This window comes from Scytonema sp. UIC 10036, from assembly GCF_009725235.1.
This window is the reverse complement of the sequence record NZ_WJFC01000279.1, coordinates 1-14,184: the sequence shown is the minus strand read 5'-3', so window position 1 is coordinate 14,184 and position 14,184 is coordinate 1. Positions and strand designations below refer to the sequence as shown.

The window sequence follows — 14,184 nt, the reverse complement described above, 5'->3', positions numbered from 1 at the left end:
CCCCCCCCCTCCCCTCCCCCCCCGCCCCTCTCCCCCGCCCTCACCCAATCTTTTTATTTTCCTGGAGATTAGGGCATTCCAAAGTCACGATATGCGCCCCGGCGCATTTCTTCTAGTTTCCAATCGATTAATTTCCCTAGCGAGTAGGGACAGTGCGATCGCAATAGTCTTGTTTTCTGCTTTTTCCAGTTTCCAATCGATTAATTTCCCTAGCGAGTAGGGACCTATTAGATTCGTAACAAGTGTAGCGGCAATGATTGGTTTCCAATCGATTAATTTCCCTAGCGAGTAGGGACGAGTAAGAACCGGGGAAGCTGTCGCTCTTATGTGGAAAGGTTTCCAATCGATTAATTTCCCTAGCGAGTAGGGACATAAATTGCGGTGTCATCAACTTGAAAATATTTAGCTGTTTCCAATCGATTAATTTCCCTAGCGAGTAGGGACACTGGCAACTACAGGTCCTGGATGCTGTGCCAATTTTTGTTTCCAATCGATTAATTTCCCTAGCGAGTAGGGACCCCAGTAACAGAAGAGACTACACCAGTAGAGGAAAGCGTTTCCAATCGATTAATTTCCCTAGCGAGTAGGGACTTGTAAAAGGCATTGAGGTAGACGAAAATGTATCGATTTGTTTCCAATCGATTAATTTCCCTAGCGAGTAGGGACTCCTCTAGTTTAGACCCTTACCCCGTAAGGAGTCCAGAGGCAGTTTGCGAGGGGGTCAGAAATTGAGACGAGAAAGGGAGAAAAAACCATCATAAAAATCGCTGAAACGCTTACTAGACAAGGCGGCGAGGGAGTCAACGGAAGAATCAGTATTTCAGACTTTTACCGACCCCCTCGCCGCTAATTAGACAATTATCGAACCAGGTAGCTCTGTTACAGGAGGACCAACGCCCCACGTCTCTACTTGTCCCCAAGTGTGCTGGGACAGAGGATAAAACCGCACGCTGTCTTCTGCAAGTTTTACCTTCTTCTTCAACCTTTGACAAAGTTCTTTGTACTTACTTGGAGGTAATTGACACTCAAAAACCGAGTACTGTACGCGTTTGCCATATCCTTCTAGCAAATCTGATACCTTTTTGCGCCGTTTGTCGCAAGGAATATCATAAGCTACCACGTATAACATGAACTAACGAATTAAGTAAGGCTGATATGTATGACTGGGATTGTAAACAAACTGCTTGTAAGCTTTAACTTGCTGAGTTAGCAAATCCCATTTGGGTTGTTTTTCCTCAGAGTCCGTTTGTACTTGCTCCTCCATACGCTGTAAAAATGCCTTCAGATACTTTCGCCGTCCAGAATCGTTTAGGTAACAACCTCCATCTCGGTATTCAAAATCTTGTGCATTTACAGCTTTAGTATTAACTAACCACAAAACTAAGGAATCCACAATAGGAGCGCGAAACTCTTCAATGAGATCCGAGGTAAGAGCAGCATGGCGTTCTGAACCCTGGTGCAAGCAAGCATAGTAGGGATCGAGTCCTTGTATTTCTATCATTGCTAGTAAATGATTCCACAGCACTTGATAGCCAAAACTCAACATGGCATTGACAGGGTTTCCTGGTGGACGGCGACTGCGCCCGGTAAAGACGAATTCTGAATTGGTCAAACATTCTCCAAAAGCAGAAAAATATTGTGCCGCACCAGAACCTTCAAACCCCATCAGCCGTTCCCAACTATCAGCTTCTGCAGCTTGCGAAACCAAATAATCCAGGCTTCGCAATGCTCCTTCCAACACTTCCGACTCAAGCCGCTTTCTCTGTCGTCGCAACAGCACGCGACTATTTTTTAATTTTGCTTGTACGATCGCCCTAGCGGTGACTAATTTTTCCACAGGTGACAGCTGCTGTTGGTAACGGCATAATTGCCGATATCCGCGCTCAATTGGTAAAATGCGTCCGTAACAAAATCCCATGCGAGAAAGATAAACAATGGGAATATCTCGCCAAAGACAAGCACGAATTGCTTGCGTACTGACTTGAGATTTACCAAAAATCAGAACTTGTTCCAAGAGTGGTAACTGCACTTCAGCACAAATAGTTTCTCCCTGCTTGACAATTAACATTTCTTGCTGTAAAGAAACGTAGCAATTCTGCTGGGAAACATATAGGGTTCTCATAAATTGAGTTAAGGGTTAGTGGTTAGTGGTTAGTAGTTAGTGGTTTGGGGGCGCAATGCTTCCGCCCGTACTATTAGAATTTCCCACTCCACACCCTATTCCTCTTAGCCTCTCCACCACCTACTTAAAGATGATTGACGGCGACGATTGACATTTTCTCGTCTTTGCTCGGAAGAAAGCATTTCAACTTGTCTTTGTGGCTCCAACCAAGCAATAACTCGGTCAGCAACGCTAGACACCGCGAAAGTCGTTAAAGTGACTAACAGAGTATTAATAATTACCGCAGCTAATCCCAAGGGGGCAATCAGCAAGATAATAAGAGTAATACCGCCCGTAAAAACAGAAACTAAAGTGTTGCGTATGGTAGAAACACGCGGAGAAACGTACATAAAGATTGGCGATCGCTTGTCGCTTTTTGGAATTCTAGGTGTATAATATGCAGCGCTGCATGACATTAAGATATTCGATCGATCCAAAAAAAGCTCGGAAAAGAGAATAATTCACAGTATCTTTACAAAGCACAAAAACCTTGCCAATCCTGGAATAGATTGATACAACATTTGGATAAGTCATATTTTCTATTTATCAACCCAGAAAAAAGTGAAACAATCCCCCAATAGGGGTCACTGGTCACTGGTCACTGGTCACTGGTCACTGTTAATCTAAATGCGTAAAAAAGAAACCTCTCACCCCTACAGCGATCGCTTGAGTTTTGAACGACTCATGCTGTTGATTGCAACCTTATTGAAATATCCGGGAATTGGTTGTCCGGATGTCATGGAGGATTTACCCAAAAACAAACATCACAATGCTTTGACGCAAGTGCAGTTAGGATTGCAAGAATTAGCAAATGTTTTTGGAATTCAATTACCAGCCAATTATCCTTCCACGCCAACATTGCGAAAAGACTTAGAAACTCTTCGAGAATACGGCATTCTAGATCGAAGGATGTATAGGTGGGGATACTATCTGGGTACAGGCGTCATGTCCCAGGAGGAACTGAAAGTTGCAGTTAATGCCATAGCATCCCAAGCCAAATATCAAGGAGATTCACAAGTCAGACGTATTCACGAGACCCTTAGCAAAAGGTTGCGGGGGTTGGATTTGCAACTCAACGGAGAATTTTTTTATCCCATCAGACAATATCTCAATCGTGCCATAGTGCATACCGATCCTGAAGAAATGGCAGAAAAAGGAAACAATCAAGACACTCTGTTCCACAAATTACCAATTTTGGAACAAGCCATTATCCAAGGACAGCGCGTTGAAATATCTCGCAGTAGCGACTTTTATGGTACTGGTCGTGTGGGACCAATACGAGTTGTGCCATTACAGTTAATTTATCACGATATTGCTTGGTATTTACTTTATGAATATTGCGAGAACGGACATTTCGCAATTGGAAGAATGAATCGGTTTAAGAACTACTGTAGAGTTTTAAATGAATCAGGTCGAGGTACAGAAGCACAAAGATACAGTCTAGCAAAAGCACATGAACTGCTAGAAAATGGTTGGGGCCTCAATTTAGGAGAACCAAGCGACCAACAGTTAGAATTGCAAGGTAAGTTAGAGTTTGTCACAATCAAAGTGCGTTTTTTTCATTCACTGGCTGCTTTCATTCAAGAAGGAGAACTTCGCCATCCCAATCAAGAAGTTATCTCCAGCCCTGTAGATGAAATGACGGGTAAAGTTAATTTTGTGGACTATATTATAGCGCTACCACCACGCTCTTTCAATGAGTTTTTGTTTTGGGTCTATCGTTATATGGATAAGGCTCAAGTGCTTTCTCCTCCTTCTCTGGTGAGGAAACATCACGAAGCTGCTAGCAATTTAGTGGCAAGGTTTTAATAATTATCTATGTTGTGGATTGGGTTTTTTGGCAGGCTTTTAATGAATGGGAGTGCTGGTTGTGTTGTGTTTGGTTAATTAGTTATAGTATTATAAGTTTGGAGTTGCAATGCATGCGCTGAAGCGCAACTACGAACCTTATTTAGAAAGCCAATTCAGTAACTCGCGATCGAAGAGTTCTGGTTCTTCAAAGTGGGGTGCATGGCTGCTCTTTTCAAATATGCGGATGGTAAGATTGGGGAATTTGTCTCTTATGGGTTCCCACAAATATGGTGGTGGAACAAGGTAGTCATAGCGTCCAAGTGCTAGAAGCACGGGTGCTTGCAACTTGTCTAAGTTCTTAGTAATATCTATGTCCCGAAAAACTTCGCCCCAAACATAATCAAACATGGTCATGTTAACTTCTACATCTTCCCAAAGTTTTGTCGCGTCATAGTTGTAGTCAAACCAACTTTTGGGTCCCATGAGAAGGCAAAAGGTAATAAAGCTTTTCTCTGGTGCAGCTTCTATTTCTTGAGGTAATCTAGCTAGGTTTTTTGCAAGAACTGCTTTGCGATCGGGACAAACTGAGTCATTCAGATATCGTACTGAAGCTTTATGCGCTTCATGGGAGTAACTCGGTGCTCCACATATCATGACTGCATAAGACACATTGGCAGGATATTTCTTGGCATACTCAAGTGCCATAAATGCATGCCCTGAATGACCAATAATGATAATTTTTTCGAAGCCTAGCTCTTTCCTAACGAGTTCGATATCATCAACGAGTATGTCTAATTGGAACTGAGTGATGTCTTTACAATCGTAAGGAGGTGAGAAACCTCGATGATCGACAAACACTAACTTTAGACTGTTACGAAGATTGTTAGAAAAGGTTCTAGAGTAATACAGGGAACTTCCAATGACGATCGCAGGAGTTCCATCACCCTCAAGAATATACTGGAATTGAAAACCGTTTGAATTTACCTGACCTTTGAAAGACATATTATATCTGGGGATTGGGCATGGGGGATGGGGCATTGGGCATGGGTTAGGAGTTAGGGGGAAAGCTGGGAACTAGTCAATGCCCAATGCCCTTTTGCCTCATGCCCTTTTACCCAATTAGTCCCAGAGCCTACTGCCCAAAAGGTCCCAAGTTCTGGGACCAACGATACCATCTACACGCAAACTATTATCTGCTTGAAAGTTTCTTACAGCATCGTCTGTTTGCTCTAAGAAATTTCCGGTGTTAAGGTCTCTGCCAAGATAGCCTAAAGAAATGAGGATATTCTGTAGCAATCTTACAGCCGAACCAGTATCACCGCGTCTTACAGTGGTTACTTCTCTGACGGCAGATGCTTTTACTTCGGATTCCATAGTTTGTTTTCCTTGAATAATGTACTAATTAATTCATCACGCCCATCATCGGAAATTACGGTTTTTTTATGGTACTCACCAGGGTAATATTTTTCCCGGTCTTCTGCTTTCTAACTTTAGAATGATTAAAGAATTTATTAAAGACGAAAAATGAGCCAAAATGGTTTCCAAGTAGACTATTCGTGTCAGCTCCTGAAATAGTATAATCAAGGGGAAGTCAAAAAGCAAAACCGATTTTGACAACTCACTTTTTAATCTCTTAAAAAGCGACAAGGCTGTTTGGCTGTGTGATGTGAGTTTAAGTGTCGGGTTATACAGCGGTCTTCTGCTGCATACCCGGTAGGAGGAAAGGAGGTAACTCTACCAATCCTCAATGTCTTGTCATATGAGCGGTAAATTATCCGATAATGATTGGGAACGGTTGTTCGCAATCACAGGCTCTACCGCAAGGGAGGAAAACCTACCTCACCTATCCCTTCAAAATTTAGGTATTGAAATTTCAAGCATTAATTCCGATCTTTACTGCGTAACTCAATGAGCGTTGATAATTCTTCGTGGCTGACTGCACCGACAAACTTAACCCTGCTACAGGATGAAGTTCACGTCTGGCGAATTAACCTTGATCAACCAGATGCACAACTGCAACATTTAGCAGCGACTCTCTCTAGTGATGAAGTTTGTCGGGCTAAGCGGTTTTATAAAGAACAGCATCGGCAGCGTTTTATTGCCGGTCGGGGGATATTGCGTACTATTTTAAGTCGTTATTTGGACGTGGAACCGCAACTTGTGCAGTTTTCTTACGAACCCTCTGGCAAACCTGTTTTAGCTGATTCCTTTGCCGACCGCAAGCTGTGGTTTAATCTCACCCACTCTCAAGGGTTGGCTCTGTGTGCAGTGAGTTGCGATCGCAAAGTCGGTATAGATTTAGAGTATGTTCGCCCAATTTCAGATGTTCTCAGTCTTGCCAATCGGTTCTTTGCACCAGGAGAGTATGCAGTGTTAAGTTCGCTACCACCCCACCAAGTGCAAGAAGTCTTTTTCCGTTACTGGACTTGTAAAGAAGCATATTTAAAAGCAACAGGCGTAGGAATATCACAATTAGAGCAAATTGAGGTTTTGCTGACACCAGGGCAACCCGCTAAGCTCAAGACAGAGCAACAGTGGAGTTTACTAGAGATTATACCTGATAGTAATTCTGTGGCGGCGATCGCTGTGGAAGGTACTGGGATTCGTCTCAACCGTTGGCAGTATTGATTTGAAGAAGGCAGAGAGCAATGGCAGAAAGGTTTTTATCAAAACTTTTTCTTTCATATATGCCCTCTGCCTTACTAAAAAGTTGTTGAGACATACTCTTCCACTCGTTCCCAGGCTGAGCCTGGGAATGCATATTAGGAGGCTCTGCCTCCATTAATTGAGAGACTTTTAAAAATTAAACCATTAAATGCCCAATTTACAGCAATTTTTACAAAATGTAAGGGCGCAAGACATTGCGCCCTTACATTTGTGCTTTATTTCCTTAAAAATGGTTAATATGAAGTTGGTTGGAAGCAACATCTTACAACAAAGATTTTACTGATGTGAGGCTGGAGCCTGGGAACGAGGGATGACGAGGCTGAGCCTCAGCGAAGGCATTCCCAGGCTGGAGCCTGGGAACGAGGAATGACGACTAAGCGACGCTCAAGAAACCGCTTTCAATAAGATATGCGGAGTAGGTCATGAATAACCTGGAATCAATAGGAGGGCAAACAATAGAGCTTCCAGCTAGGGCGTCAAGGGTTTCCCGACAGCTGATAAGAGGTCTTTTTGCTTGCAGGTATAAATCTGGGATGGTTAGTCCTTCTTGAGACCATTTTTCAAGTAAGAAAGGTCGTAGTGTATACAAAGAATTGTCGCCAGAAGATAGACTCTTCATTAATTCTGCTTGCCATTGGTCATAGGGCATCAGTTGGATGGGATAACCAAAAGAGCGCATCCAGTCCACTAACATCTTTAAGGGTACGGGTTGAGGATGTTGTAAGTGGAACGCCTTTCCAATAGATTCTTTTTGCTGGGATAAATAAACAATTGCTTTGCTGACATAATCCACAGGGGACATATCCATCATGTAATCTACATCTGGGAAATATCCCATCTCCAGACAGCCTTTTATCATCAAGCAGATGAAGTCATTCGTATTGGATACCCCTGTTTCGCTGTGTCCGCCAATTAACGGGGGTCTGTGGATTGTGATGGGTAGCCCGCGTGAGCCTGCTAGTTTTACTAATTTTTCAGCGACCCATTTTGTTTGAGAGTATCCCAGATAAATACCTTCCCAATGGTCAAAGCTATCTTGTTCTCTGACAACTTGACCTGCATAAACAGGGGATTCAAAAATTGCTACGCTAGAAACGTAATGCAGGGGCTTAGTTTTGATATCACTTGCCAAGCGAATCACTTCTTGAGTGCCCAAAACATTAGCAGTTTTAAGTGCAGAGTAAGGATACACGTAATTTAACATAGCAGCACTGTGATACACAGCATCAAGATTAGCTGCTAGCATATCGAAGCCTTCCTTGCTCAAACCAAGAAGGGGCTGAGACAAATCTCCAGGAACAGCAATTATTCTGGAATTAAACCTTTCTTCCCAAATGGCATACTGTTGCAAGTTTTGCTTCAGCTTGCGCTTACCTTCCTCAGAATTAGATGCACGTACCAAACAGTAAATATCTGCGTGAGTTGATTGAAGCAGTTCGTAAACAATAAAAGCACCTAAATAACCCGTTCCGCCCGTCAAGAAGACATTATTGAGTTCGGAGGGGAATTCAAAAGAAGATGCAGGACGGATACTTGGATCTAAAACAACTTCAGCACTCAAATCCAGAGCCGCTGCTTTCGTTGTAGAAGAATTTGCCACCGATCCATTCTTAGCATCCGAATCACCCAAATATTTCTCTTGCGATTCTTCCGCCAAGCGTTCTGAAAGAGCCTCAATATTGGGATAATGCCACAGCAGCATTGGAGAAACCTCAAATCCAAGCATCTTCTCCGTATTGGTAATAAGTACCATAGCCTGCGCTGAATCCAAACCATAACTGTCCAAAGGCTCTCGAACATTGATTTCATGTGGTGAAATCTTTAATGCGTTTGCAAGATTAGATACCAACCATGCTTGAATTTCTTCTGCAGTGCGAGCTTGATTTGAAACCATATTTACCTCTTTGGATTTTGGATTTTGGATTTTGGATTTTGGATTTTGAATGACTCGTTCCCAGGCTCAGCCTGGGAATGAAGAGTAGGAGGCTCCGCCTCCATTGATTTAATCCCTTCTTGCTACAATACGGCTGATATTCTTTTTTTCTTTCTTCGGTTTCAGCTTATGTTTTACCCCTCCTAGCCCTCCCCTTGCAAAGGGGAGGGAACTGGGTTCTAATCTCCCCTTTATAAGGGGAAGGGACTAATTTCTTGTTTCCCCCTTTATTAAGGGGGATTAAGGGGGGTAATTCTCCTAACGGGGGGATTAAGGGGGGTAATTCTCTAATGGGGGATTAAGGGGTAATTCTCCTAACGGGGATTAAGGGGGGTAATTCTCCTAACGGGGGATTAAGGGGTAATTCTCCTACCTTGGAAGATATTGACTGTAGTAGTCAGTCATTTGCAAACCTTGAATTTTCAAACTTTGAATGCGGTGTAAATAAGCTGCGCCAGTCATAATATGATGAGCAACATCAACAACTTTGCGATTATTTGGTTCAGCAAGATAAGAACCGCTAACCCAGTTATTAAAGCTTCCTATTGCGGGACCGCACCAAACTTGATAATCAACTTCTCTTCCCTTTTCTCCAGCAGTAGACCAACGAGAAGATAATCCTAAATACCATTTAAAAATTGCAGCCATTTTGATTTTGGGATTGCTTGCTGCTTTGTTGAGTTTTTCCGGGTTTCTCTGGGATAAATAAGTTACAGTTTCTTCCCACACTTGGTCTAAAGTTTTGCGGAAAATCTGTTTTTCTAACTTCTCTCGTTCTTGACTAGGAATATCATCAATTGAGTTATAGGTTCTGTATAACTCATATAATTTTTGCGCTCTTAAAGCAAACATAGTTCCTTTCTTGAGAACTTGAAGTTTGACTCCCATTTCAAACATATCTGCAGCAGGAGCCATCATGACATCAGCCATATCAGCTTGCGCTAGTAATTGCTTGGTATATTCGCTTGTTCCAGCTTCTACACAAGATTGATTGATCGAGCCTGTCACCACATAAGCAGCACCCATCATAAATCCTGCTAAAGCTGATTCTGGTGTACCAATTCCTCCTGCAACTCCAACTCGAATGGGTGTTGAGTAATGATATTTTTCCTGAATTTCATTCTTTAAAGCTAGAATGGAAGGTAACAAACACACTAAGGGACGATTGTCTGTATGACCGCCAGAATCTGCTTCTACAGTGATATCGTCAGCGATGGGTAATTGCGATGCTAAATTTGCCTGCAATTCAGTAATCAGCCCTTGTTGAACAAGTTCTTTTAAGATTTTTAATGGTGCTGGTTGGAGAAATTTGCTAGCTACCTCTCGCCGGGAAATTTTGGCAAGGACTTTGTTTTTAATTTCAATTTGATTTGCTGCATTCACGCCTAACCCCGCAGCACGATAATAGATAATATTGGGAGTTAGATCTAAAAATGCAGATGCTTCTATGGTTCTTACCCCATATTTGAGGTATAAATCGACAGCACGACGTTCAATGGCTGGTTCATTGGGGCTGTGAATCAAATTAAAGGCATAGGGACCTTGGGGTAATGCTTCTTGAATGCGGTGTATTGCTGCTTTGAGTCGATCTGGACTCAATCCACCCGCGCCGAAAGAACCTAGTAGTTTTTCTTTCCCCAGTGCAATGACCATTTCTTCTGAAGCAATACCACCAGCCATTGCACCAGTAGAATAAGCACATTTCACGTCGTGAAATGATAAAAAACTAGGGTCGCCTAAGTTTGCTGTTGATATGGGTGGGGTTGCGACTAACAGTTCGGCTTGTCCTGTTGTCCCATTGTTTGTGGGTGAGAGATAACCGTCGTTGGTTACGCCAATTTGTCCGGCGGCTTTGATGACATAGCATGGTTTGTCTAATTTCAGCAATTTCTCTTTGATTGCTGAGTGTTCAAACGCAACGCAATCTATTGCGCCTTTCCATGCTTGATTCTGATGGAATATGTTGGTGTGGAATTTGAGTCGGTTGTCGTGGTTGGTTAAAAGTGTCATTGGTTGGTGGTTGGTGGTTGGTGGTTAGTTGTTGGTGGTTAGTTGTTAGTTGTTGGTGGTTGGTTGCTATGAGAATCTTGTTTGAATTATGAATTTTCTAATAAACCGCAGAGGCGCTGAGAGCGCTGAGAGAATAACAGAGAAAATTTTTACGTATCCAACTAGATTCTTATAACTACTAACCACTAACCACTAACTACTATCCACTAACTCTTCAGTAAATTTTCAACGCAAGCTAATTGTAATTGAATGATTTGACTCATTTGTTGGCTAAATTGATGTCTTGATTTTAAGAAGTTGGCATGGGTTTGATGAACAATGGAATTGTTATTGGTTAACTTTTCATATTGGGTCTTGTTTGGGTAGATTTGAGTGGTAATGTGACTAATTTTTTGGGTGTTGTTTTGTGTTGACAAGGTTCTAGGGGAAACAATTTCTTGAGTTGTTTTTTGCTCACCAGATTGTACTGGTTCTTGAGGTTGAAAACTGTTAGTGGGGACATTTTTCATGTTTAATTTCTCTGGCTGGGGTATTGATGGTGTAATAATGTTGTGAATGTTTCTTGTGGAGGGTTGGTTGGGAATGCTCGTTTTGGATGAAGTTCTACTTTCTGTTTCTGTAGATTGTGGTTTGTTCTGATGTTGCTTGGTATCAATAAGAGGTGGTAGTTTACGGGCTGCATTTTTGAAAAGTTTTCGGTTTTCTTCTGTTAGAATGCTGGCTACAATTCGGTTCCCTTGCGGAACTTTTTCTTGTAGAGCTTGTGTAACTGGGTTAGCGTGTCCTAGGGTGAGTGTTTTGACTGTTGGTTTGCGTTGGCTTGATGCTTCTGATGTCTCGCCATACAGTGGTGATAAGTCTACGGAAACTTGATGGCTGAGCAGTTTTGCTAGTGCTCTTATAATGGAAGCATGGTCGTCAATTCCTCTTCTATTGAGGGGTACGGTGATGTGTTCTTTGTTGTCTAGGATTTTATCTATCCATCGCGAACAAACGTTTCCAGACCCTGCTTCAATAAATATTTTTGCCCCATCGTCGTAAACTTGGTTGACGAGTCGGGGAAAATCTAGCGGTTGACACAAACCTTTTGCTAAACTGCGTGCGATCGCCTGACTCTCTAGTGATACTGGTTTGTATTCTGCGGAGGAGTAAAAGGCAATTCCGGGTATATCTTGTGCGGGTAAGGTGTTGACTCTTACAACTTCTTGGTACTCAGATCGCATGGGTTCGCAATGGATTGCGTGGTTGAAGGGGGCGCGAAAAGCGTTGCAACCCAAAGCTTTAATAACTCTCTGACAACCTTCGGAATCGCCTGCAATGAGGACTTCTTCTGGTGTGTTAATTTGAGTTAAGTAAACTCGATTTTCATGGTTGAGGTATTCTTGAACTTGAGATGGGTTTGCCATCAAAAGATAAGTACTCCAAAAATCATCGTCGAACGATCGCGTTTTTGGCAATCCCCAATGTTCGCGCACGGCGTTTTTCGGTCCGGCTATTCTGTCTGCAAAGAGGGGAGAGGAGTGAAAGGTGTTAATTCCTTCGCTAAAGTTACTCCAAACTCCCATGGCAGTCATCATGCTTGTCTCGCCCAAGCTGTAGCCAAAGACGTATTTTGGCTTGACTCGGAAATCATCTCGTACAATCGTTGTAATCAATCTGGCAAATGCCATATCTGTTTCAAAGATTGCTAGGGCATTATTCAGTAACTGCTTTTCGAGACTTTCCAACTGCTTGGTTGATAATTTGTCTAAGCTTCTAGGAAAGACGAGTTGCGAAACTTCTGCAAACAAACTGAAAAGACTTTTGATAACTGCATCATCATGGACGCTTGGGAACAAGCGGAAGAGAGTGCGACCAATGCCAAGATAAGAATTGACAGCAGCTGGGTAGACGTAAGCAATTCCTCCCTTGTTACCAAGTGGTTTTGCTGTGAAATAACTGCCTGCTGGTGTTTGCCAATCTTCCCCACTCTCAAATGCCTTATTTACTCCTTTGAAAGCAGATTCTATTTCTCTGGCTAACTCATTTTTATTCCTTCCTAGAATGGCGAGGGTGTAGTTAGCTTCAGAACGTTTTTGAAATTCTACAAAACTTTGGCGTGCTACAACCGCTAAAGAACTACAATTATCTATGGTTGTTTGAAGAACGTTCACCTGCTGGAGTAAGTCAGTGCGATCGCGACCTGCAACTGGGAACAGATAGTAAGGCATTTGCTGCAAATACCTGCTGGTATGCTGCTGCGGTTCTGATTCGTCTGATAGGATGACATGGGCACACGTACCATCCATTCCCATGTTGTTAATGGCAGCGACTCTCTTTTTCGCTTCCTTGCCTAGAAACCAAGGTCTTGATTCCGTTGTCACATAAAAAGGGCTACCTTGCCAAACTTCTTGGTTTTTTACACCAGACCATTTCGGAGTTGCAGGAATATACCGATGATAGAGACACAGTGCTGTTTTAATCAAGCTAGCTATGCCCGAAGCAACATAGGTATGACCGATATTGGCTTTGACGCTACCAATAGCACAGCTTAAGTTATTCTCAGTTGCGGGGTACGCTTGGATTAACCCCTTGATTTCTGCTTCATCTTCTTGGGCAATTCCACTACCATTAACTTCCAAATATTCAACCTCTGTGGGTTTAACACCAGCCATTTGGAAAGCTTCTTGGCAAGCTTGGCTAACTGTCCCTGCATCAGGTGTAATAGCATCAACAACTGCATATATGCGATCGCTGTCTTTTTTAGCTGTATCATGACGCTTCAGTACAACAGCCCCCGCACCTTCGCCAACTATCCAGCCATTCGCTTTCTGGTCGTAACTTAAAGTATTTGTCCCCGTATTAACTGGTGCGAGTTGACTTCGTAACAGGACATTTTCCAAACCACCAGCCAAATCAACAGCCCCTACTAGCACCGCATCAACTTCTCCGGCTGAGAGTAGCATTTGTGCTATTTCTAAGACTTTGAAAGTGGAGTTTTCTCCCGCAGTTACAGTGAAAGCAGGACCTGTAAAATCCCAGAGGGAGGAAATGCGGCTTGCCATGATGTTAGAGATATAGCTGAGATATTCGCCTATCTCTACAGGATGGTGAATGGCATTTTTGGTAATGTTTTCAAGTTGGGCAAGTTTGTCTTCAGGTAAAGAAATTCCACCATTCGCCAATCCCTCTTTGATTTGCCAAGCCAAATTCCATCTTTGCTGTAACTGGTGTGCTGAGAATTCTGTCTCCGCCGCAATCAAAACAGCGACATTTCCACCCTCTTTTAATCCTGCATCTTTTAGGGCGCGATCGGCAACTTTCAGAAGTAACAGTTGCTGCGGGTTGAGTTTTGCCAGCTCGTTGGGTGGGATTTTATATGATAGAGTATCTATTTCTAAATCTTGGATGTAAGCTCCTACAGGTGCTTTACCTTCTGGCAATCCGTACTGCTGGAGTAAGTCTTGTCGATCTTCTATACCATGCCATCTGTTGGAGGGAAGGGGAATAAAATTTTGTGTTCCATCATAAATGCTGCGATCGAAAGCATCCAATCCATTACAGGAACCGAAAAAGGCATCCATACCCACAATAGCGACTTTGGCTGATGGTGTTGGGGGAGTGGGGGACAGGGGGGACAAGG

General features: G+C 42.8%; 10 protein-coding genes and 1 CRISPR repeat array. Of the genes, 2 read left to right on the top strand and 8 right to left on the bottom strand.

Features of this window, described 5'->3' with window-relative positions; all coding sequences use genetic code 11:
• Positions 1–115 precede the first annotated feature (115 nt).
• A CRISPR array of direct repeats spans positions 116–666; the repeat unit is 36 nt; unit sequence GTTTCCAATCGATTAATTTCCCTAGCGAGTAGGGAC.
• Positions 667–850: 184 nt separating this feature from the next.
• From cas2 to csx18, 3 genes are all read right to left on the bottom strand, one after another.
• Positions 851–1,129 carry a CRISPR-associated endonuclease Cas2 gene (cas2, locus tag F7734_RS56475; RefSeq protein ID WP_038086147.1) on the bottom strand — a complete coding sequence of 93 codons (279 nt, stop codon included), beginning with the start codon at positions 1,127–1,129 and terminating at the stop codon, positions 851–853.
• Positions 1,130–1,132: 3 nt separating this feature from the next.
• Positions 1,133–2,122, bottom strand: coding sequence for a CRISPR-associated endonuclease Cas1 (gene cas1, locus F7734_RS56470; protein WP_155752905.1), 990 nt, complete (start codon positions 2,120–2,122; stop codon positions 1,133–1,135).
• Between the two features lie 104 nt (positions 2,123–2,226).
• On the bottom strand, positions 2,227–2,577 hold the full coding sequence (gene csx18, locus F7734_RS56465; protein WP_243147603.1) for a CRISPR-associated protein Csx18: 351 nt from the start codon (positions 2,575–2,577) through the stop codon (positions 2,227–2,229).
• A 211-nt stretch (positions 2,578–2,788) separates the two neighbouring features.
• On the opposite strand from csx18, the gene F7734_RS56460 reads away from it, so the two are divergent.
• Complete coding sequence (locus F7734_RS56460; RefSeq protein ID WP_155752904.1) at positions 2,789–3,970, top strand: WYL domain-containing protein; 1,182 nt, start codon at positions 2,789–2,791, stop codon at positions 3,968–3,970.
• A gap of 138 nt (positions 3,971–4,108) precedes the next feature.
• On the opposite strand, the gene F7734_RS56455 is transcribed toward F7734_RS56460, so the two are convergent.
• Positions 4,109–4,954, bottom strand: a complete 846-nt coding sequence (locus F7734_RS56455) for an alpha/beta hydrolase (RefSeq protein ID WP_155752903.1) — start codon at positions 4,952–4,954, stop codon at positions 4,109–4,111.
• A gap of 117 nt (positions 4,955–5,071) precedes the next feature.
• The gene (locus F7734_RS56450; RefSeq protein ID WP_155752902.1) at positions 5,072–5,326 is read right to left on the bottom strand and encodes a peptidoglycan-binding domain-containing protein; all 255 of its coding nucleotides are present in this window, start codon (positions 5,324–5,326) and stop codon (positions 5,072–5,074) included.
• Between the two features lie 534 nt (positions 5,327–5,860).
• On the opposite strand from F7734_RS56450, the gene hetI reads away from it, so the two are divergent.
• Entirely contained in the window at positions 5,861–6,580 is a 720-nt protein-coding gene (gene hetI / locus F7734_RS56445; protein ID WP_155752901.1) for a 4'-phosphopantetheinyl transferase HetI, read from the top strand.
• A gap of 412 nt (positions 6,581–6,992) precedes the next feature.
• On the opposite strand, the gene F7734_RS56440 is transcribed toward hetI, so the two are convergent.
• From F7734_RS56440 to F7734_RS56430, 3 genes are all read right to left on the bottom strand, one after another.
• On the bottom strand, positions 6,993–8,513 hold the full coding sequence (locus F7734_RS56440) for a thioester reductase domain-containing protein (protein WP_155752900.1): 1,521 nt from the start codon (positions 8,511–8,513) through the stop codon (positions 6,993–6,995).
• A gap of 408 nt (positions 8,514–8,921) precedes the next feature.
• Complete coding sequence (locus F7734_RS56435; RefSeq protein ID WP_155752899.1) at positions 8,922–10,562, bottom strand: PfaD family polyunsaturated fatty acid/polyketide biosynthesis protein; 1,641 nt, start codon at positions 10,560–10,562, stop codon at positions 8,922–8,924.
• A gap of 206 nt (positions 10,563–10,768) precedes the next feature.
• Positions 10,769–14,182, bottom strand: a complete 3,414-nt coding sequence (locus F7734_RS56430; RefSeq protein WP_243147602.1) for a type I polyketide synthase — start codon at positions 14,180–14,182, stop codon at positions 10,769–10,771.
• Positions 14,183–14,184: the final 2 nt, after the last annotated feature.

What these genes read in the sequence shown, in the direction of transcription:
- cas2 (WP_038086147.1), bottom strand. Translation starts at nt 1,129, where the DNA reads ATGTTATACGTGGTAGCTTATGATATTCCTTGCGACAAACGGCGCAAA.
- cas1 (WP_155752905.1), bottom strand. Translation starts at nt 2,122, where the DNA reads ATGAGAACCCTATATGTTTCCCAGCAGAATTGCTACGTTTCTTTACAG.
- csx18 (WP_243147603.1), bottom strand. Translation starts at nt 2,577, where the DNA reads ATGTCATGCAGCGCTGCATATTATACACCTAGAATTCCAAAAAGCGAC.
- F7734_RS56460 (WP_155752904.1), top strand. Translation starts at nt 2,789, where the DNA reads ATGCGTAAAAAAGAAACCTCTCACCCCTACAGCGATCGCTTGAGTTTT.
- F7734_RS56455 (WP_155752903.1), bottom strand. Translation starts at nt 4,954, where the DNA reads ATGTCTTTCAAAGGTCAGGTAAATTCAAACGGTTTTCAATTCCAGTAT.
- F7734_RS56450 (WP_155752902.1), bottom strand. Translation starts at nt 5,326, where the DNA reads ATGGAATCCGAAGTAAAAGCATCTGCCGTCAGAGAAGTAACCACTGTA.
- hetI (WP_155752901.1), top strand. Translation starts at nt 5,861, where the DNA reads ATGAGCGTTGATAATTCTTCGTGGCTGACTGCACCGACAAACTTAACC.
- F7734_RS56440 (WP_155752900.1), bottom strand. Translation starts at nt 8,513, where the DNA reads ATGGTTTCAAATCAAGCTCGCACTGCAGAAGAAATTCAAGCATGGTTG.
- F7734_RS56435 (WP_155752899.1), bottom strand. Translation starts at nt 10,562, where the DNA reads ATGACACTTTTAACCAACCACGACAACCGACTCAAATTCCACACCAAC.